The sequence below is a fragment of the Enterobacter sp. Sphag1F genome (assembly GCF_014193275.1).
GTDB lineage: Bacteria > Pseudomonadota > Gammaproteobacteria > Enterobacterales > Enterobacteriaceae > Pantoea > Pantoea symbiotica.
Genome location: NZ_JACHZD010000002.1, coordinates 435,045 through 453,990, shown reverse-complemented (window position 1 = coordinate 453,990; position 18,946 = coordinate 435,045). Strand labels below are relative to the sequence as shown.

The following is an 18,946-nucleotide window of genomic DNA, read 5'->3' as shown; positions in this document are numbered from 1 at the left end:
ATGCAAGTACTGATTAACGACATCAAACAGATGATTATCGACACGCTGAATCTGGAAGATATCAGCCCTGACGACATCGAAACCGACGCGCCGCTGTTTGGCGAGGGGCTGGGCCTCGATTCAATCGATGCGCTGGAGCTGGGACTGGCGGTGAAAAATCGCTTCGGCGTACAGCTCTCAGCCGAGAGCGAAACGCTGCGCGCGCACTTTTTTTCCGTGGCTACCCTGGCCGCGTTTGTTGAACAACAGCAAGCCTGAGAGCAGTCAACATGATGAACAAAAACGAGATTTACCAGGAAGTGGCTTCGCTGCTCACCTCGCTGTTTGAAATTGAGCCAGACGATATTCGTCCGGACGCTCGCCTGTATGAAGACCTCGAGCTGGATAGCATCGATGCGGTGGATATGGTGGTGCATCTGCAAAAACGTACCGGCCGCAAAATCAAACCGGAAACCTTCCGCGCGGTGCGTACCGTGCAGGACGTGGTGGATGCCGTCGACCAACTGATGCGCGACGAAGCCTGATCGTATGCTGCTGCGGCTGCTAAACGGCGTGGCGCTGCTGGCGTGGCCGTTTCTGGTGTGGTTAACCATCACCCAGCCACAGTGGCGCGGCGTGACGGCTCTGCTGGCGCTGCTGTTTGTGCTGCGCGTCTGGACGCTGCGCCGCGCCGCCGGGCCGATGGCGCGCGTGATGCTGCTACTGGCGCTGGTCGGCAGCGCGTTATGCCTCGCCAGCCTGCTGCTGCGATCGCAACATCTGCTGTTGTGGTATCCGCTGGTGGTCAATGCGCTAATGCTGCTGCTGTTTGGCGCGTCATTGTGGAGCCCAATGTCGCTGGTGGAGCGGCTGGCGCGGCTGCGCGAACCGGATCTGCCACCGCGCGCGGTGCGTTATACCCGCCGCGTGACGCAAGTGTGGTGCGGCTTTTTCATCTTCAACGGCAGCGTGGCGTTGCTCACCTGCCTGCTCAATGATGTCACGCTTTGGACACTCTGGAATGGGTGCATCAGCTATTTGCTGATGGGCACGCTGATGGGCGGCGAATGGCTGCTGCGTCAGCGCATAAGGAAACAGGCATGAACCTACATAGCCTTCGCGACTGGCTCAGCGCGCCGGATCGCATTGTGGCCTGGCACGGCCAACAACAATATACGCTGCACACTTTGCGTCAGCAGGTGCAGGCGCTGGTTGATCGGCTGCAAAATCAGCCCGGCCAATATTGGGCGCTGTGTTTTGACAACAGTTATGCCTTCACCGCCGCGCTGCTGGCGCTGTGGCACGCCGGTAAAACGCCGGTGATCCCCGGACACTGTCGCGCGGCTCAGCTGGAAGAGATGGCCGATAGCCTCGATGGCGTGATCAGCGATATGCCGCTGGCGGTATCCTTGCCGCAGTTGTACTGGGATGGCGCGTTGGCGAGCGACGCATTACCGCCGATCGCCACCGAAGCCACGCTGGTGCTGTTTACGTCCGGTTCGACCGGCACGCCGCGTCGCGTGGTGAAATCGCTGCGCGCGCTGGATCTCGAAGCCCGCTGGCTCAACACCTTGTGGGGCGCACGCTTACGGGATTGCCATGTGATTGCCTCCGTCAGCCATCAACATTTGTATGGCCTGAGTTTCCGTATCGTGCTGCCGATGGCGCTGGGTTTACCCTTCGCCGCGCAGCAAATTTTCTACAGCGAACAGCTGGCCGACCAATCACCCGATCGTCGCTACGCGTTGATCAGCAGCCCGGCGTTTTTACGTCGTCTCGATCCTGCGCTGGCCGGGCCGCGCTGTGAGCTGATCGTCTCCGCCGGTGGCGCATTGCCGTGGACGGCGGCGCAGCATGCGCAACAGGCGCTAAGCTGCACGGTTGATGAAATCTATGGCAGTACCGAAACCGGCGTGATTGGCTGGCGCTGCGCCAGCGAGGAGCGCGCGCTGTGGCACTGTTTCCCGCAGATTACCTTACGTGAGCAGGAAGCCGGACGCTGGCGGGTGTTTTCCGCTTTGCTGGAAACCGATGCCGGTTGCGCGCTCGACGATCGTATCGTGCAGCAGCCGTCCGGCCAGTTTCAGCTGGCGGGACGTCAGGATCGCGTGGTGAAGATTGAAGATAAGCGCGTCTCGCTAAGTGAAATTGAACGCCGCTTGCTGGCGCTGCCCGGCGTGGACGATGCCGCTGCGCTGGCGATTCAGCGTCACGGTCGTCACGCGATTGGCGTGGTGCTGGCGCTGCCTGAGATGCTGGATGCGGCGACGCTGCATCAGCTAAAAATTGAGTGGAAACGCGCGCTGCAACCCTGGCTGGAGCCGGTGGCGATGCCGCGCTACTGGCGCGTGGTGACAACCATTCCTGTCACCGCACAAAGTAAACGCGCTTGGCCACAAATTGAGGAGTTGTTTGATGTTGCCGGTTGAACTGCATGCTGAACAGCAGGGCGATGCACTGACATTGCGCCTGCACGTTGCCGCCGATCTGTTTTGGTTTCACGGCCATTTCCCTACGTTGCCGATTCTGCCGGGCGTGGCGCAGCTCGACTGGGCGCTGCATTACGGCCTGATGCGTTTAGCTGTCGGGAAATCCTTTGCCGCCATCGACAATATCAAGTTTCAGCAGCCGGTGCCGCCGGATGCCGAACTGCAATTACAGCTGCAGTGGCAGGCAGATAAATCGCTGCTCAGTTTCAGCTACAGCCTGATCAATGGCGACGTAGCGACGATCGCCAGCAGCGGGAAGATCCGCCTGTGTTAAGCCCTGACTTCACGCCCTGCGTACTGATTCCCTGCTATAACCACGGCGCGATGCTGGCGTCGGTGCTGGCGCGGCTGGCACCGTTCAACTTGCCGGTGATTCTGGTGGATGACGGCAGCGATGCCAGCACCAAACAGCAGATTGCAGCGCTGGATGCGCCACAGTTGCAGGTGCTGACGCTGCCGCACAATCAGGGCAAAGGCGCGGCGGTGATTGCCGGCCTGCGCGCGGCGGCGGCGGCGGGTTATAGCCACGCGCTGCAGCTCGATGCCGATGGCCAACATCAGGTGGAAGACACGCCGCGTATGCTAGCCGAAGCACAGCGTTATCCGCACTGCCTGATCTCCGGTCAGCCGCTTTACGACGCTTCGATTCCCAAATCGCGCCTGTATGGCCGCTACATCACCCATTTCTGGGTGTGGGTGGAAACGCTGTCGTTTTCGCTGAAAGACAGCATGTGCGGCTTCCGCGTCTATCCGCTCGCACCGTCGCTGGCGTTGTGCGATCGACGTCCCATTGGTCAGCGCATGGATTTCGACACCGAAATTATGGTGCGCTTCTATTGGCAGGGCACGCCGAGCCGTTTTATCACCACGCGCGTGACCTATCCGGCCAGCGGCGTGTCGCACTTTGACGCACTGCGTGACAACCTGCGCATCTCGTGGATGCACACGCGGCTGTTCTTCGGCATGTTGCCGCGCATCCCGCAGTTGCTGCGCCAGCGTGGCGATGCGCAACACTGGTCGGCGACGCCGGAACGGCGCGGGCAGAGCGGTTTGCGCTTTATGCTGTGGCTTTATCGTCGTGCCGGACGCTTACCTTTTATCTTGTTGCTGTGGCCGGTGGTGGCGGTTTACTGGCTAACCGGACGCACCGCGCGCGCCGCCTCGCAGCAGTGGCTGACGCGGGTGCGGGCGATGGCGCAGCAGCAGAACATCGCGCTACCTGCGCCGCTCAACAGCTATCGCCACTTTCTGCGTTTCGGCTACAGCATGCTGGATAAAGTCGCCAGCTGGCGCGGCGATCTGCAATGGGGACGCGACATTGATTTCGCGCCCGGTGCTGAAGCCACCATTCGCGCCGCCGAAGGCAAAGGTCATTTGATTCTCGCCTCGCATCTCGGTGATATCGAAGCCTGCCGCGCGATGGCCAAACAGGTCAGCGGACTGGTGATTAATGCGTTGGTATTTACCGACAATGCGCAGCGCTTCCGCGAGGTGCTGGAGAGCATTGCGCCGCAGGCGGGCGTCAATCTGATGCCGGTCACCGATATCGGCCCGGACACCGCCATTCTGCTGCAGCAAAAACTCGATGCCGGCGAATGGGTGGCGATTGTTGGCGATCGTACCGCCGTGCATCGCCAGCGCGGCGGCGAGCGTCGCGTGGTGTGGAGCGAATTTATGGGCCAGCGCGCACCGTTTCCGCAGGGGCCTTTTGTGCTGGCGGCAGCGTTGCGCTGTCCGGTGCTGCTGATGTTCGCCCTGCGCGAACAGGGCCGCTTGCGGGTGCATTGCGAAGCCTTTGCCAATCCGCTCTCGCTGCCGCGCGCGCAGCGCCAGCAGGCGTTACAAGCCACCGTTGATCGCTACGCCGAACGTTTACAACAGCACGCGCTGATGGCGCCGCTGGACTGGTTTAACTTTTACGATTTCTGGACGTTGCCCGAGGAGAAAAGCCGCGATGAGTGAAAGCAACTACCGCGCTGAGGTGGAAATTACCGTGTCGTTTCACGACTGCGATCCGATGGGCGTGGTGTGGCACGGCAACTATTTCCGCTTTTTTGAAGTGGCGCGCGAAGCCTTGCTGCGCAGCGTCAATTACAGCTACAGCGAAATGGCCGCCAGCGGCTACGTCTGGCCGGTGGTGGATACCCACGTGAAATACCGCCAACCGCTGCGCTGCGAAGAGGTGGTGCGCGTCGCCGCCAGTATCAGCGAATACGAAAACCGTTTGCGCATCGATTACGTGATTCGCAATGCGGCGGGGCAGGTGACCACCAAAGCACACACGCTGCAAGTGGCGGTGCATGCGGCCACGCAGGAGATGTGTTTTGTCTCGCCCGATATTCTGTTTGAACGCCTGGGAGTGAAACCGTGATCAGAACCCTTTGTCTGCTGCTGCTGGTGATCTGTGCCAACGCCAGCGCGGTCACGCTTGAGCAGCTGCAACAGCGCTTCGCCAGTCAACCGGTGATCCGCGCCAATTTTGTTCAGGTGCGCACCATTGCTGGCATGGCGCAGCCGCTGGTATCACGCGGTCAGTTGCTGATCGCTCAGCAGCAGGGTTTGTGGTGGCAGCAAGCCACGCCGTTCCCGCTGATGCTGATCCTCGATGACAAGCGCATGGTGCAGAGCATGAGCGGCCAGCCGCCGCAGGTGATCACCGCCGACAGCAATCCGCAGATGTTCCAGTTCAACCATCTGTTGCGCGCGCTGTTCCAGGCGGATGAAAAGGTACTGCGTGAGAACTTTGAACTCGATTTCCACGATTTGGGCAACAACCGCTGGCAGCTGGGCCTGACGCCGAAAGCCGCGCCGTTGAATAAGATCTTTAACCGTATCGATCTGCAGGGCGAAGCGTTCCTCAACCGCATCACGCTGGATGACAAGCAGGGCGATAAAACCGAAATCACCCTAAGCGCTACTCGCACCGAACCTAAACAATTGACTGATGAAGAGCGAGCCCGTTTTGCCCCAGCGCAGTGAGAAAACCGTTGCGCTGCTGTGGCTGGCGGTGTGCCTGACGTTAGCGCTGGCGCTGGCGGTTTTGCTGCCGCGCAGCCAGCTGAACAGCAGCGTGCTGGCGTTATTGCCGCAGCAGAATCTCGGCCAGGCACCAGCGGAGATCCAGCACGGCTTTATGCAGCGCCTCGATCGTCAACTGGTGTGGCTGGTGAGCGCCAACAATCAAGACGGCGATGCGGTCGCGGCCTGGTGGCAAGCGCAGCTGCAAGCCTTGCCGATGCTGAAACAGGTCAGCGGCGCGCTGGATGACGATCAAATGCAGCGTTGGGGCGCCTATGCGTTTCAGCATCGCAATGGTTTGATCGATCCGGCCACGCGCGCACGCTTGCAGAACGGCGGCGGCACGCAGGCTGACTGGATTCTGGCGCAGCTTTTCTCGGCCTTCGCGGGCGTCGGCAGCAAAGAGATCGGCAACGATCCGCTGCTGCTGGTGCGCGGCGCACAGCTGGCGATGCAGCAGAGTGCCAACAAAATGCTGCTGCATAACGGCTGGCTGACGGTCAACGATGCGCAGCAGCGCCGCTGGTATTTCCTTCACGGCGAACTGGCGAGCAATGCTTTCAGTATCAAAGAGAGCCATCAGCTGGTGACCGCGCTCAATCAGCTAGAGCAACAGCTGAAAACTCGCTGGCCGGATGCGCAACTGCTGACGCGTGGCACGGTGCTGTTTAGCGACGATGCCAGCCAGCGCGCGCAGCGTGATGTTGAAACCCTTGGCAGCGCGACGTTAGCGGGATTGCTGCTGCTGGTGTGGCTGGTTTTCCGTTCGTTGCGGCCGCTGGCGCTCTGTGCACTGTCGGTGGCGATTGGCGCGATGGCGGGCACGGTGCTAACGCTGCTGTGTTTTGGTGAGCTGCACCTCACCACCTTAGTGATGAGCCTCAGCATTGTCGGTATCTCGGCCGATTATACGCTCTACTACCTGACGGAACGCATGGTGCACGGCGAGCAGGCCACGCCGTGGCAAAGTTTGCATAAGGTACGCGGCACGCTGCTGCTGGCGCTGGGCACCACAGCGATTGCCTGGCTGCTGATGCTACTGGCACCGTTCCCCGGCTTGCGCCAGCTGGCGGTGTTTGCTGCCAGCGGATTGAGCGCTTCCTGCCTGACGGTGATCTGTTTTTATCCGTGGCTGGTGCGCGGTTTACCGGTGCGACCGATTCCGGCAATGGTGTGGCTGGCGCGCTGGCTGGCCGCGTGGCGGCGCAATAACTGGCTGAAGCGCGGCTTACCGGCGCTGGTGGCGATCTATGCGCTGAGCGGCATGCTGCAACTTAAGGTCGATGATGATATTGCGCATCTGCAAAGCGCACCGGCGCAACTGTTAGCGCAGGATCGTCAGCTGGCGCAACTGACCGGTCAGCAGGCCGATCAAACCTGGTTTGTGGTGTGGGGCGATGATGAACAGCAAGCATTGCAGCGGCTGAGCGCGCTGGCACCGCAGCTGCAGCAGGCGCAGCAGCAAGGCTGGTTTGCGAGTTATCGCGTGCTGCCACTCAGTTCGCTGGCGCAGCAGCAGCAGGATGTGGCGCTGCTACAGCAGGCCGTACCCACCATTCTGCAACGGTTGAAGCAGGCGGGCATCACGGTGGCGAATGCCAATCTCAGCTCCATGCCGGTGACCGCCGCCGACTGGTTGGCGAGCCCGCTGAGTGAAGGCTGGCGGCTGCTGTGGCTGTCGCTGCCGGACGGACGCAGCAGCGTGCTGGTGCCGATCGGCGGCGTTAAAAACAGCACCGCGCTGCAGCAGCTGGCGTCACAACAGGCGGGCGTCAGCTGGGTCGATCGCAAGGCCAGCTATGATGAACTGTTCCGCTTCTGGCGCACGCTGCTGAGCGGATTGCTGGCGCTGGCGTTATTGCTGATTACCGCCAGCTACATGCTGCGACTGGGCGTGAAAGCCGGCATGCGCAGCGCGCTGCCGTCGTGGCTGTCGCTGGCGGCGGCGCTGGCGACCTTGGGCTGGATCGGCGCGAGCCTCAATCTGTTTGCCTTGCTGGCGCTGATTCTGGTGCTGGGCATCGGCATTAATTACACGCTGTTCTTCAGCAATCCGCGCGGCACGCCGTTAACCTCGATGCTGGCGGTGACGCTGGCGATGATGACCACGCTGTTAACGCTCGGCATGCTGGTGTTCAGCAGCACCGCCGCCATCAGCGGTTTTGGTACCGTGCTGTGCAGCGGGATTTTTTGTGCATTCTTGCTGGCGCCGCTGGCGCTGGCTCCGGGGAAAAGGAAGCAACGATGAAAATGGGCATTTTGCTGCTGTTGAGCCTGCTGGTAAGCGGCTGCGCGCAGCATCAGAGCGATCTCAATCGACCGAGCGCGTGGCTGAAACCGGGCGTGCGCGTCACGCTGCCAGCGCCGGGCATTTCGCCAGCGTTTCAGCAGCAGTTGCTGACCGGCCACGCCAAAGGCAAAACCCAGTCGCTGCTGGTGCTGCTAAGCGCTGATTCGCAACAGCTGAGCCTCGCCGGTTTGTCATCGCTTGGCATTCGCCTGTTCCGCGTCACCTATGATAAAAACGGCATTCACACGCAGCAGATGATAGCGCTGCCGGAAATGCCGCCCGCCAGTCAGGTGCTGGCGGATGTAATGCTCAGCCACTGGCCGATCAGCGCGTGGCAGCCGCAGTTGCCGCGTGGCTGGACGTTAACCGACATCGACGATCGTCGCGAGCTGCGCGATCCGTCCGGTAAGGTGGTGATGCTGATTCGCTATCTGCAGCGCGGCGAGTTGCGCGAGCCGATCAGCATCGATCAACGCGCCTTTGGCTATCAGATTCAAATCCAACATCTGGATGCCTCATCATGATCTACATCTCCGCCTCTGGCATGGTGAATGCGCTGGGCAATAACCTGGCGCAGATTGCCGCGCAGCTGCAAGCCGGTGAAGCGCCAGGCATGCAACCGCGCGACGGCTGGCTGCAGGACGGCAAACGCTGCTGGCTGGGCGAAGTGCAGGGCGCGTTGCCGCTGATTCCTGCTGCGCTGGCGGCGCATAACACCCGCAACAATCAACTGCTGCTGGCCGCGCTGGCGCAGATACGCCCGGCACTGGATGCGGCTATCGCGCAATATGGGCGCGAGCGCGTGGCGATTGTGCTCGGCACCAGCACCTCCGGCGTCGATGAAGGCGATCGTCAGGTGGATGACGCATTACCGGGCTACGATTACCGCATGCAGGAGCTTGGCGATCCGTCGCGCTTCCTGGCGCACTATTTAGAACTGGATGGTCCGGCTTACACCATTTCTACTGCCTGCTCCTCCAGCGCGCGCGCGATCATCAGCGGCCAACGTTTGATCGATGCCGGATTAGCGGATGTGGCGCTGGTGGGCGGCGCGGATTCGCTGAGCCGCATGCCGATTAACGGCTTCGCCAGCCTGGATTCGCTCTCTGAAGGTCACTGCGCGCCTTTTAGCGCCGATCGCGACGGCATTTCGATTGGCGAAGCTGCCGCGCTGCTGCTGCTGACGCGCGAACAGCAGCCATTGGCGCTGCTCGGCTGCGGTGAATCGTCGGACGCGTGGCACATGTCAGCGCCGCATCCGGAAGGCGTCGGTGCCGAGCGCGCCATGCGGATGGCGCTGCAACAGGCGGGGTTACAGCCGCAGGATGTCGGTTACATCAACCTGCACGGCACCGCCACGCCGCTGAACGATCAGGTGGAATCTGCGGTGATTCATCGCCTGTTTGGCGATAGCGTGCCGTGCAGTTCAACCAAACACCTTACCGGCCACACGCTGGGCGCGGCGGGCGCGACCGAAGCGGCTTTGGCTGCACTGATTCTGCAGCACCATCTGCCGCTGCCGCCACAGGATTTCTCGCAGGCAGCACGCGATACCTCGCTGCCGGAATGCGGTTTGATCACCGCGCCGCAGACGCTGGCGCGTCCGGTGATTGCCTCAAATTCGTTTGCTTTTGGCGGGAACAATACCTGCCTGATTGTAGGAAAGCCTCATGAGTGATTTTCTGCCGGTTGATGCCTATCTGCCGCATCGCGCGCCGATGCTGCTGCTGGATCGCGTCATCCAGGTCACCGACGACAGCGTGATCTGCGAAGTCAGCATCAACGCAACGGGCGTGCTGGCACCGTTTCTCACGCCGCAGGGCGATTTACCGGCGTGGTACGGCGTGGAGATCATGGCGCAGACCGTTGGCGTCTGGTCGGGATTTCATGCGCGTCAGCGCGGCGACAGTGAGATTCGTCCCGGCATGCTGCTTGGCGGACGCGGCTATCGTGCCAGCAGCGCCTTTTTCGCCGCCAACAGCACGCTGCGCGTTGAAATGCGCCTGCTGATGCGTGACGACCGCTTGGGCAGCTTTGAAGGGGAAATCCGCTGCGATGACGCGATCATCGCCAGCGGGCGGCTGAATACTTATCAGCCCAATGAACACGAGTTAATTCAATTGCAACAAGGAATTCAGCCATGACACGCAGCGTTTTAGTGACCGGCGCAAGTAAAGGAATTGGCCGCGCCATCGCACAGCGTCTGGCGCAGGATGGATTTGAGATTGTGGTGCATTATCACCGCGACAGCGCCGGTGCAGCGTACACGCTGTCAGAAATTGTGGCGGCGGGCGGATGTGGGCGCACCTTGCAGTTTGACGTGGCGCAGCGCGAAGCCACACGCAACGCGCTGGAACAGGACATTGCCGCGCACGGCGCCTATTACGGCGTAGTGAGCAATGCGGGCATCACGCGCGATGCGGCGTTCCCGGCGCTGACCGATGATGAGTGGGACAGCGTGATCCACACCAATCTCGACAGCTTCTACAACGTGATTCATCCGTGCGTGATGCCGATGATTGGCCTGCGCAAGGGCGGACGCATTATTACGCTCTCTTCGGTATCGGGGATCATGGGCAATCGCGGCCAGGTCAACTACAGCGCCGCCAAAGCGGGCATCATCGGTGCCACCAAAGCGCTGGCGATTGAGCTGGCGAAACGCAAAATTACCGTGAACTGCATCGCCCCCGGCTTGATTGATACCGGCATGACCGATCTTGAGCCGCTGGTGATTGATGAAGCAATGAAGCTGATTCCGATGAAGCGCATGGGCGCGGCAGATGAAGTCGCCGGATTGGCCAGCTACTTAATGTCGGACATCGCGGGCTACGTCACGCGTCAGGTGATTTCAATCAATGGAGGTATGCTGTGATTCAGCGTGTAGTGGTAACCGGCATGGGCGGCGTAACTGCCTTTGGTGAGAGCTGGAGCGCGGTGGCTGAGCGGATCAGGCAGGGCAAAAATGCGGTGCGTCATATGCCGGAATGGCAGGTTTACGACGGCTTGCACACGCTGCTTGGCGCGCCGGTGGACGACTTTACGCCGCCCGCGCATTACACGCGCAAACGCATTCGCTCGATGGGCCGCGTTTCACTGATGGCGACGCGCGCGACCGAACTCGCGCTGGAACAGGCCGGTTTGATCGACCATCCGGTGCTGACCAACGGTGAAACCGGCATTGCCTACGGTTCCTCAACCGGCAGCACCGGACCGGTGAGTGAGTTCGCCACCATGCTGACGGAAAAGCACACCAACAACATCACCGGTACCACTTACGTGCAGATGATGCCGCACACCACCGCCGTCAATGCGGGTCTGTTCTTCGGTCTGCGCGGCCGGGTGATTCCGACGTCCAGCGCCTGTACCTCGGGCAGCCAGGCGATTGGTTACGCGTGGGAAGCGATTCGCCACGGTTATCAAAGCGTGATGGTGGCAGGTGGCGCGGAAGAGTTGTGTCCGTCCGAAGCAGCGGTGTTTGACACGCTGTTTGCCACCAGCCAGCGCAACGACGCGCCGCACACCTCGCCCGCACCGTTTGACCAGCAACGCGACGGTTTAGTGATTGGCGAAGGCGCGGGCACTTTGATTCTCGAATCGCTGGAACATGCGCAGGCGCGCGGAGCCACCATTTATGCGGAGCTTGTAGGTTTTCACACCAACTGCGATGCCGCGCATATCACTCAGCCGCAGCGGGAAACCATGCAGATTTGTATCGAGCGTGCGCTGAAAACCGCCGGTGTTACGGCGGAGCAGATCGGCTATATCAACGCCCACGGCACCGCCACCGATCGCGGCGATATCGCCGAGAGTCAGGCCACTGCGGCGATTTATGGCAATAGCACACCAATCTCTTCGCTGAAAAGCTACTTTGGTCATACGTTGGGTGCGTGCGGGGCGCTGGAAGCCTGGATGAGCATTGAGATGATGCGCGAAGGCTGGTTTGCGCCGACGCTGAATCTGTCGCAACCGGCAGCGGAATGCGGTGAACTTGATTACATCATCGGCGAAGCGCGCCAGATTGAGACGGATTATATCCAATCCAATAATTTCGCGTTTGGCGGTATTAATACTTCGCTGGTGTTTAAACGCTGGCGCGAGGCCTGATAGCAGGTCGCCATGAATGGCGACCCTACATGACCGCTCAGGCGACTTGTTGCACCACCTCTCCATAATGTGAACGCAGAAAGTAGGATTTTTCTTGCTTTCGGGCAACGACTGCGCATAATCGCAAACCGCAATAATAATGATTATCACTTCGTTTGCATTAGGGGATCCCATGCGCGCTATGCCTTTCAATCCCGGACTGAAACCGACGCTGTTGGCCGTTATGGTCAGCGCCGGTTGTTTGCCAGTGATGGCTGCTACCACCAACACCACAACTCAAACCAACGCGAAAAACGAGCAGCAGACGCTGACCGTGACCGCGACACCACAAACCGATTTCAAACCAGGCGGCGACGATCTGGTACCGGCGTTCCTTGATGGCCAGGTTGCACACGGCGGCCGTCTCGGCATGCTGGGTGAGCAAAACGCCATGGACGTGCCGTTCAACGTCATCGGTTTTACCTCGAAAATGATTCAGGACCAGCAGGCGCAAACCATCGGTGATGTGGTGCGCAACGATGCTGGCGTGCAGAATCTGAAAGGCTACGGCAACTTTGCCGAGAGTTATCGCATTCGCGGCTTCAAGCTGGACGGCGATGCCATGACCTACGGCGGCCTGGCCGGTATCGTGCCGCGTCAGGTGATGGATGCCTCGCTGATTGATCGCGTGGAAATCTTCAAAGGCGCTAACGCCTTGCTGAACGGTTCGGCGGAGAGCGGCGTCGGCGGCATGATTAACCTTGAGCCGAAGCACGCTGATGATACGCCGCTGACGCGTATTGGCGTGGATTACACTTCCGGTTCACAAGTGGGCGGCACCGCCGATATCGGCCGTCGTTTTGGCGACAATAACCAGTTTGGCGTGCGTCTGAATGCGGTTAACCGCGAAGGCGGCACGGAGGTGGATGGCGAGAAGAAACGCACCACCGCTGCGTCACTTGGCCTGGATTATCGTGGCGATCGTCTGCGTACGTCGCTCGACGTCGGCTACCAGAAAAAGACCTTCCACGATGCGCGTAACGGCATCAACATCAGCGGCATCGATTTCATTCCTGATGTGCCATCCAACTCGAAAAACTACAGCCAGAACTGGGTGTTCAGCGATATCGAGTCGGAGTTTGGTCTGGCAAAAGCCGAATACGATCTGACCGATCAGTGGACCGCCTATGCGGGCCTCGGCGCGCAGCACACTCATGAAGTGGGCAACTACGGCATTCCGAAGATCCTCGATAGCGCTGGCAACGCCACCATTGGCCGCTTCCGTACCAATCGCGTGCAGGACAACATGAGCGGCATGGTTGGCCTGCGTGGTGATTTCACCACCGGTCCGGTGACGCATAAAGTGAACTTTGGCTATTCAGCAATGACCGCGAATGCGAAAAACAGCTATCGCATGTCGTCGGGCAACGATGCCAATGTGAACATTTATAACCCGCAGGATGTGGCCGAACCGGATAGCGTGTTTGCCGGTGGCGCTAAGTTCAGCGATCCACTGACCACGTACCGTTCACGCTCGCAGGGCTACCTGCTGAGCGATACGCTGGGCTTCTTTGATGACACTTTGCTGGCAACCGTCGGCGCGCGTCATCAGAAAGTGGTGGTGCGTAACTACGGTTATGACGGCGCTGAAGATACCGCGACACGTTTTGACAGCAGCCGCTGGTTGCCAGCGTACGGTTTGCTGTATAAAGCCACGCAGAATATCTCGCTGTATGCCAACCATACCGAATCGCTGACGCCGGGCACCGCCGCGCCGTTTACCGCCACCAACTACGGTAGCGTGACCGGCATCGTACATGCGAAGCAGAACGAAGTGGGTGTCAAAGCGGACTTTGGTCGCATTGGCGGATCGCTGGCGCTGTTTGAAATCAAACAGCCGGTTGGCGTGCTGAACAATTCGGTTTACCAACTGAATGGCGAGCAGCGTAACCGTGGCGTTGAGCTGAACGTATTCGGTGAGCCGGTGCTGGGCCTGCGTCTCAACAGCAGCGCCACCTGGATCGATCCGGATATGACCAAAACCGGTGACAGCGATCAGAATGGCAAAAACGCCATTGGTGTACCGCGCTTTACTGCGGCGCTGGGTGCGGAGTATGACATCAAGCCAGTTGATGGTTTGACTGCCACGGCATTGCTGAACTACACCGGCTCGCAATATGCTGATCTGGCAAACAACATGAAGCTGGATGATTACACCACGCTGGATTTGGGTCTGCGTTACCGCATGAAGGTTAACCAGAACGATATGGTGTGGCGCGTGGGCGTGGATAACGTCACCAATGAGAAATATTGGGCCAACGTCGATGACAGCGGCACCTATTTGTCTCAGGGTGAACCGCGTACGGTGAAGGTTTCACTGAGCTACGATTTCTAATCTGTTCTCACGGGGCGGTTGCGCCCCGTTATTTTCTCCGCCAGAAATAATCCTGTAACTTAGAGCACATTGCATTACACTCTGAGCGGCAATCCTGCACGAAAACTCGCCTTTATTTTTGAGTCATCATGAGTTCACCTGCACCACCAGACGACCACGACGAACCTTATCGGCAGCCGCTCGACGACGCGCTCTTCGCTATTGTGGTACTTGCAGTCACTTCGGTTACGCTTATAATCTTCGTCCTGATGATTACGCTGTGGATGAGTTAAGGTCAGCACCGGGAAAAGGAAGCCTGCAAGGAGATGTCGATGGAATCCAGAGATGACAAACTGATCGCCATAATTGGCCTGCTCTCCGCCTGTTTAATTGGCGTGGTATTTCTCTTCACTATGACCTGGCTCACCGACGTACGTCATCCGGCTGATCCTTCACTTGATGTGCAAACCTGTCCGCAAAAACCCAACACCACGCAACAGTCTTAGCTTTTTGTCTGCCAGTTCTGCCACTTAATCTGTTGACTGCGCAACTCCAGCGCCAGCGCCTCATGCAAGGTGCGATTGCCATTGGGATCGCCGAGGCCGAACAGCGCGCCCGGTGAACGCCGATCGTCGGCCCACGCTGGATATTCCACCACCGGATAAAGCGAAATGCCTTCCAGCGCCACGCCGTGATCCAGCGCCAGACGCGCTTCTTCACTTATGTGACGCAGCCAGGGCGCACGCGCATCACCTTCAGCGCCGGTTTCAGCCAAAATCATCGGGCGCTGATAGCGTTGCCAGCACTGCATTAATAAACGGTGCAGCGGTTGCCGCGTCGGATGGTCAAGCGGAATGGTTTCGCCAGAGAAAAACCAGTGATTGTCGGGATAGTAATTGAGACCCAGAATATCGAGAAAATCCGCGCGGCCACCCAGTTCCGGCGCATCGCGTCCGCCAATCCAATCCCAGGCTTCAAACTGCGCCTGATGCTGCGCGTCGGCGTAGGGTTTGCTGTCGGGATTATCGGGATCTGTCGCCACCTGCACCAGCGGATCGGTCAGCACAAAACGGGCATCGGGATACACCTCGCGAATGGCGTGCATCGCCGCCAGCGAGGCACGCACCAGTTGGCGCTTCAGCTCGCGACCGCGATCGCTGGCGTAAGGATCGAGCCAGGAGACGTCCGCGCCCGCCCACGACCAAAATGAGATTTGGTTAATCGGCGTGAAAAAGGGCTGTTCGATGCCTTCATCGCGCATCAGTTGCGCCATCGCGCGGGCGAAGCGTTCGAAGTGTTCGACAAAGCTGGCTTTCCAGATATCCAGGTGATCGGGATAGCCAAAGTGCGCCAGCTCCCAGATAATCTGCATGTCGTGACGCGCCGCGGCGTGCACCATCGGCAGAAAGGTGCGCCAGTCATATGCGTTGGGCACGGCTTCAATCAGATGCCAGCGCGCGCCATCGCGTGCGGTGTGCAAACCTTCTTGCGCTAACGCGGCATAATCTTTTTCCAGCAGCATGTCGTGGCCGCTGCTGATCACCATATCGAGCCGACGTCCGCCTGCACGACAGGCGGTTGAACAGGGAAAACTGCCCTGAAAGAAACTGCGGAACAGCTGAGGGTGATGGCGCAGGGATTGCTGAGTCATAATCCTCTCCTCACGGTGAACGCCGGATGCAGAATGCAGAATGCAGAACGCCTGGCTAAGTCTAGACTAAATTGACGGTGCGCCATCGGGCAGAAAAGGAAGCCTCCGATTGCTTGTTAGCGCATTGATACCAACAATAATAGGTCCACAGCTTTCAGGGATTCACTATGAGTGAAGCAGCAACTTCTTTGCCGCCTGAGGAACATTCGGGCAACGGGCTAAAACCGAGTGTTGAGGCGCGTTGTGCGCGGCATCCGGGCATGAGCGGCATTCATCCGCTTAACGACGGATTGGACGCTTTTGCTGCGCGCTATCAGATGATGAGCATGGCGCAGCACAGCATTGATGTGCAGTATTACATTTGGCACAACGACATGTCCGGACGCTTGCTATTTAGCGCGCTGCTGGATGCCGCCGAGCGCGGAGTGAAAGTGCGACTGCTGCTGGATGACAACAACACGCCGGGTTTGGATGAAACGCTGGCGGAACTCGATCGCCACGCCAATATCGCCGTGCGTCTGTTCAATCCGTTCTCGTTCCGCACGCTGCGCGCACTCGGTTATCTCACCGATTTTTCCCGCCTCAATCGGCGCATGCACAATAAAAGTTTGACGGTGGATGGCGCGGCGACGCTGGTGGGCGGGCGCAATATCGGCGACGAATATTTTGGTACCGGCGATGAGCCGCTGTTTACCGATCTCGATGTGCTGGCGATTGGTCCGGTGGTTGACGAAGTGACGCAGGATTTCGAACGCTACTGGCGCAGTAAAGCCGTTTCGCCGCTGCGCAAGGTGGTTGATGTGAGCGGCGATGCGCATCAGGCGGTGCGCTTGCCGCAAGAGTGGCAGCAGAGTGAAGCGGTAGAGCGCTATCTGGCGCGGCTGGAGCACTCGTCGTTTATCAGCCAGATGGAACGGGGCGAGCTGGAGATGACGTGGGCGGAATCGCGCCTGCTGAGCGACGATCCGCGTAAAGGGCTCGGCAAAGCAAAACGCCGCAGTTTACTGCCGCAGCGCATGCTGGAAGTGATTGGCACGCCGCAGCAGCAGTTCGATATTATCTCGGCCTATTTTGTCCCGACGCGTGCTGGCGTGGCGCAGCTGCTGGCGTTGAAGCGGCGCGGGGTGAAGATTGCCATCCTTACTAATTCGCTGGCGGCAAATGATGTCACGGTGGTGCATGCCGGTTATGCGCGCTGGCGCAAAAAACTGCTGCGCCACGGCATCGCGCTGTATGAATTGAAGCCGCAGGACAATCCGCAAAGTGCACCACACGATCGCGGCATCACCGGTAATTCGGGCTCCAGTTTGCATGCCAAAACCTTCACCGTCGACAATCGCAAAGTGTTTATCGGCTCGTTTAACTTCGATCCGCGTTCCGCCATGCTGAACACTGAAATGGGGTTGGTGATTGAGAGTGAAACCCTGGCGCAGCAAACCCATCAGCGCTTTATTGCCGGCATGCGCGATCGCGCCTGGACGCTGCGCCTGGATAATTGGGGACGCGTCAATTGGGTGGAGTTTGCGAACGAGCAGGGCGAAGTGGTGCATAAACACGAACCGCAGTGCACGCTGCTGCAGCGCTTGCTGGTGCGACTGGTGTGGCGTTTGCCGGTTGAGTGGTTGCTTTAGATAAAAGGGCCAGCTTAGCTGGCCCTATTTTTTATTTGCGTTGCGGCTTACCGGAAAACAGGAAGCGCAGCAGCGGGATGCGCAGGTGGATTTCGTACAGCGTAAACGCTACGCCAAACACCATCAACAAGCCGATAAAGAAACCGAGCGTGTCGCTACCAATGTGCGGCGTGATGTAGATGCCGTACAAAATGGTCAGCGGATGGTGCACCAGATAGATAAACAGCGAAGCATTCACCAGATACATAATGCGCGGCGAATGGCTGTTCAGCAGCTTATGCCCGAAGCTAAAACAGACGTTTAGCATGCACAAACCCATCAGCGTCGAAATAATCATATCGATCTCGTACAGCCAACCTTCACCGCTGCTGTAACGCTGATTCAGGCTGTAGGCGATAAATACCGCGATAGCGCCAAAGCACATCACCGGATTAAAACGTACAAACAGCGCCTTCAGCGCCTGATGCTTCCAGCTCAGCGCGCCCAGCATAAAGAATGGCAGGAACATTAGCATTTGCATCACGGCAATGCTGAACAGGCCATCAGCAAAAACGGCCGGGACGAAATAAAACAGCACGCGGCGGAAGGCGCACCAAATCAATGCATAAATCAGTAGCGCCAGCGTCAGTTTACCCCAGCCAATTTGCTGATAATTGATGCCGCGCTGCTGCTTGTTCAGCCAGCGAAACGCCACCATACCCAGCGTGGTCAAAATCACCAGTACCAGTAAAAACCACAGATGCGAGATCAACTCCCACATCAGCGTGTTGTACTTGTCGTACAGCGAGAAACTGCTCCAGTCGCCGATTTTATCGGTGAGATTTTTGGTGATGAAAAACTGCGGCAGCGTGATCAGCGGAACGGCGGTCAACATCGGGATGCCGACACGCTCCAGACGCACTTTCAACCAGCGCTGTGGCTGGTAGCGTAAGTAGAGCATGTAGGAAAAATAGCCTGAGATAACAAAGAACACCTGCATGCGGAAGGCGTGAATAAAGTCGTTCAACACCGTCAACCACATCGATGCGTCATGACTGTTCACAGCCCATTTTTGCGTGGAGTAAATCAGGGAGACGTGAAAAGGCACGCCTAATAACATTAAATATGCGCGAATCGAATCGAGGAAATATTCACGTTCGGGTTTTGCTGAACTCATAATCTTCCAATAGTCAGTTTACTTGCCGGTTTCACCCTGAAACCGGATTATGCCGAAGGAAAATTCTACCGGCTGTAAACAGGGTATACTATCAGGTGAATCTGTATGTGATTTTGCGGGGTTTAATTATCCTAAAAGCACACTTTCAGCTTACAAATCAGCGGAACAATCTATTACATACGCTGTCGGAAAACCGAATAATCCTTTAAGATAATCGGGTTTGATCTAAGCACACGAAAGGGGGGGATGTGCTGAATAATGTGAATAATAAAGTG

The 18,946-nt window shown here is 58.7% G+C and carries 19 protein-coding genes; 17 read left to right on the top strand and 2 right to left on the bottom strand.

The window, feature by feature from the left end; all coding sequences use genetic code 11:
• The 16 genes from FHW71_RS07620 to FHW71_RS07545 all read left to right on the top strand — a co-directional run bounded on the left by FHW71_RS07620 (position 1) and on the right by FHW71_RS07545 (position 14,739).
• Complete coding sequence (locus FHW71_RS07620; RefSeq protein ID WP_007887282.1) at positions 1-258, top strand: phosphopantetheine-binding protein; 258 nt, start codon at positions 1-3, stop codon at positions 256-258.
• A gap of 11 nt (positions 259-269) precedes the next feature.
• On the top strand, positions 270-524 hold the full coding sequence (locus tag FHW71_RS07615; RefSeq protein ID WP_101760886.1) for an acyl carrier protein: 255 nt from the start codon (positions 270-272) through the stop codon (positions 522-524).
• A gap of 4 nt (positions 525-528) precedes the next feature.
• Positions 529-1,083: a hypothetical protein gene (locus tag FHW71_RS07610; RefSeq protein ID WP_179451303.1), complete on the top strand. Its 555-nt coding sequence runs from the start codon at positions 529-531 to the stop codon at positions 1,081-1,083.
• A complete protein-coding gene (locus FHW71_RS07605) occupies positions 1,080-2,408 on the top strand; it encodes an AMP-binding protein (protein WP_179451301.1) in 1,329 nt (442 codons plus the stop codon). The genes FHW71_RS07610 and FHW71_RS07605 overlap by 4 nt, the downstream gene beginning before the upstream one ends.
• Positions 2,395-2,742 carry a beta-hydroxyacyl-ACP dehydratase gene (locus FHW71_RS07600; protein ID WP_179451299.1) on the top strand — a complete coding sequence of 116 codons (348 nt, stop codon included), beginning with the start codon at positions 2,395-2,397 and terminating at the stop codon, positions 2,740-2,742. The genes FHW71_RS07605 and FHW71_RS07600 overlap by 14 nt, the downstream gene beginning before the upstream one ends.
• Entirely contained in the window at positions 2,736-4,430 is a 1,695-nt protein-coding gene (locus FHW71_RS07595) for a glycosyltransferase family 2 protein (RefSeq protein WP_179451297.1), read from the top strand. The genes FHW71_RS07600 and FHW71_RS07595 overlap by 7 nt, the downstream gene beginning before the upstream one ends.
• Positions 4,423-4,839 carry a thioesterase family protein gene (locus FHW71_RS07590; RefSeq protein ID WP_179451295.1) on the top strand — a complete coding sequence of 139 codons (417 nt, stop codon included), beginning with the start codon at positions 4,423-4,425 and terminating at the stop codon, positions 4,837-4,839. Before FHW71_RS07595 ends, FHW71_RS07590 begins: the two co-directional genes overlap by 8 nt.
• Complete coding sequence (locus FHW71_RS07585; protein ID WP_008102281.1) at positions 4,836-5,447, top strand: outer membrane lipoprotein carrier protein LolA; 612 nt, start codon at positions 4,836-4,838, stop codon at positions 5,445-5,447. Before FHW71_RS07590 ends, FHW71_RS07585 begins: the two co-directional genes overlap by 4 nt.
• Entirely contained in the window at positions 5,413-7,734 is a 2,322-nt protein-coding gene (locus FHW71_RS07580) for an MMPL family transporter (protein WP_179451293.1), read from the top strand. Before FHW71_RS07585 ends, FHW71_RS07580 begins: the two co-directional genes overlap by 35 nt.
• On the top strand, positions 7,731-8,300 hold the full coding sequence (locus FHW71_RS07575) for a DUF3261 domain-containing protein (RefSeq protein ID WP_179451292.1): 570 nt from the start codon (positions 7,731-7,733) through the stop codon (positions 8,298-8,300). The genes FHW71_RS07580 and FHW71_RS07575 overlap by 4 nt, the downstream gene beginning before the upstream one ends.
• Positions 8,297-9,454 (top strand): beta-ketoacyl-[acyl-carrier-protein] synthase family protein, encoded by a 1,158-nt coding sequence (locus tag FHW71_RS07570; protein WP_179451291.1) that lies wholly within the window; start codon positions 8,297-8,299, stop codon positions 9,452-9,454. Before FHW71_RS07575 ends, FHW71_RS07570 begins: the two co-directional genes overlap by 4 nt.
• A complete protein-coding gene (locus FHW71_RS07565; RefSeq protein WP_179451290.1) occupies positions 9,447-9,920 on the top strand; it encodes a hotdog family protein in 474 nt (157 codons plus the stop codon). The genes FHW71_RS07570 and FHW71_RS07565 overlap by 8 nt, the downstream gene beginning before the upstream one ends.
• Positions 9,917-10,648, top strand: coding sequence for a 3-ketoacyl-ACP reductase FabG2 (locus FHW71_RS07560; protein ID WP_179451289.1), 732 nt, complete (start codon positions 9,917-9,919; stop codon positions 10,646-10,648). The genes FHW71_RS07565 and FHW71_RS07560 overlap by 4 nt, the downstream gene beginning before the upstream one ends.
• Positions 10,645-11,880, top strand: a complete 1,236-nt coding sequence (locus FHW71_RS07555) for a beta-ketoacyl-ACP synthase (protein WP_179451288.1) — start codon at positions 10,645-10,647, stop codon at positions 11,878-11,880. Before FHW71_RS07560 ends, FHW71_RS07555 begins: the two co-directional genes overlap by 4 nt.
• A gap of 172 nt (positions 11,881-12,052) precedes the next feature.
• The gene (locus tag FHW71_RS07550) at positions 12,053-14,254 is read left to right on the top strand and encodes a TonB-dependent siderophore receptor (protein WP_179451287.1); all 2,202 of its coding nucleotides are present in this window, start codon (positions 12,053-12,055) and stop codon (positions 14,252-14,254) included.
• Between the two features lie 311 nt (positions 14,255-14,565).
• Complete coding sequence (locus FHW71_RS07545) at positions 14,566-14,739, top strand: hypothetical protein (RefSeq protein ID WP_008103149.1); 174 nt, start codon at positions 14,566-14,568, stop codon at positions 14,737-14,739.
• On the opposite strand, the gene FHW71_RS07540 is transcribed toward FHW71_RS07545, so the two are convergent.
• On the bottom strand, positions 14,736-15,884 hold the full coding sequence (locus FHW71_RS07540) for a beta-glucosidase (protein WP_179451286.1): 1,149 nt from the start codon (positions 15,882-15,884) through the stop codon (positions 14,736-14,738). The two genes, FHW71_RS07545 and FHW71_RS07540, sit on opposite strands and share 4 nt — an antisense overlap.
• 167 nt (positions 15,885-16,051) lie before the next feature.
• Here FHW71_RS07540 and FHW71_RS07535 point away from each other — a divergent pair, with 167 nt between their 5' ends.
• Positions 16,052-17,515, top strand: coding sequence for a phospholipase D family protein (locus tag FHW71_RS07535; protein ID WP_286176104.1), 1,464 nt, complete (start codon positions 16,052-16,054; stop codon positions 17,513-17,515).
• Positions 17,516-17,546: 31 nt separating this feature from the next.
• Here the strand turns inward: FHW71_RS07535 and mdoC are convergent, their stop codons facing one another.
• A complete protein-coding gene (mdoC, locus tag FHW71_RS07530; protein WP_179451285.1) occupies positions 17,547-18,671 on the bottom strand; it encodes a glucans biosynthesis protein MdoC in 1,125 nt (374 codons plus the stop codon).
• Between the last annotated feature and the right edge of the window lie 275 nt (positions 18,672-18,946).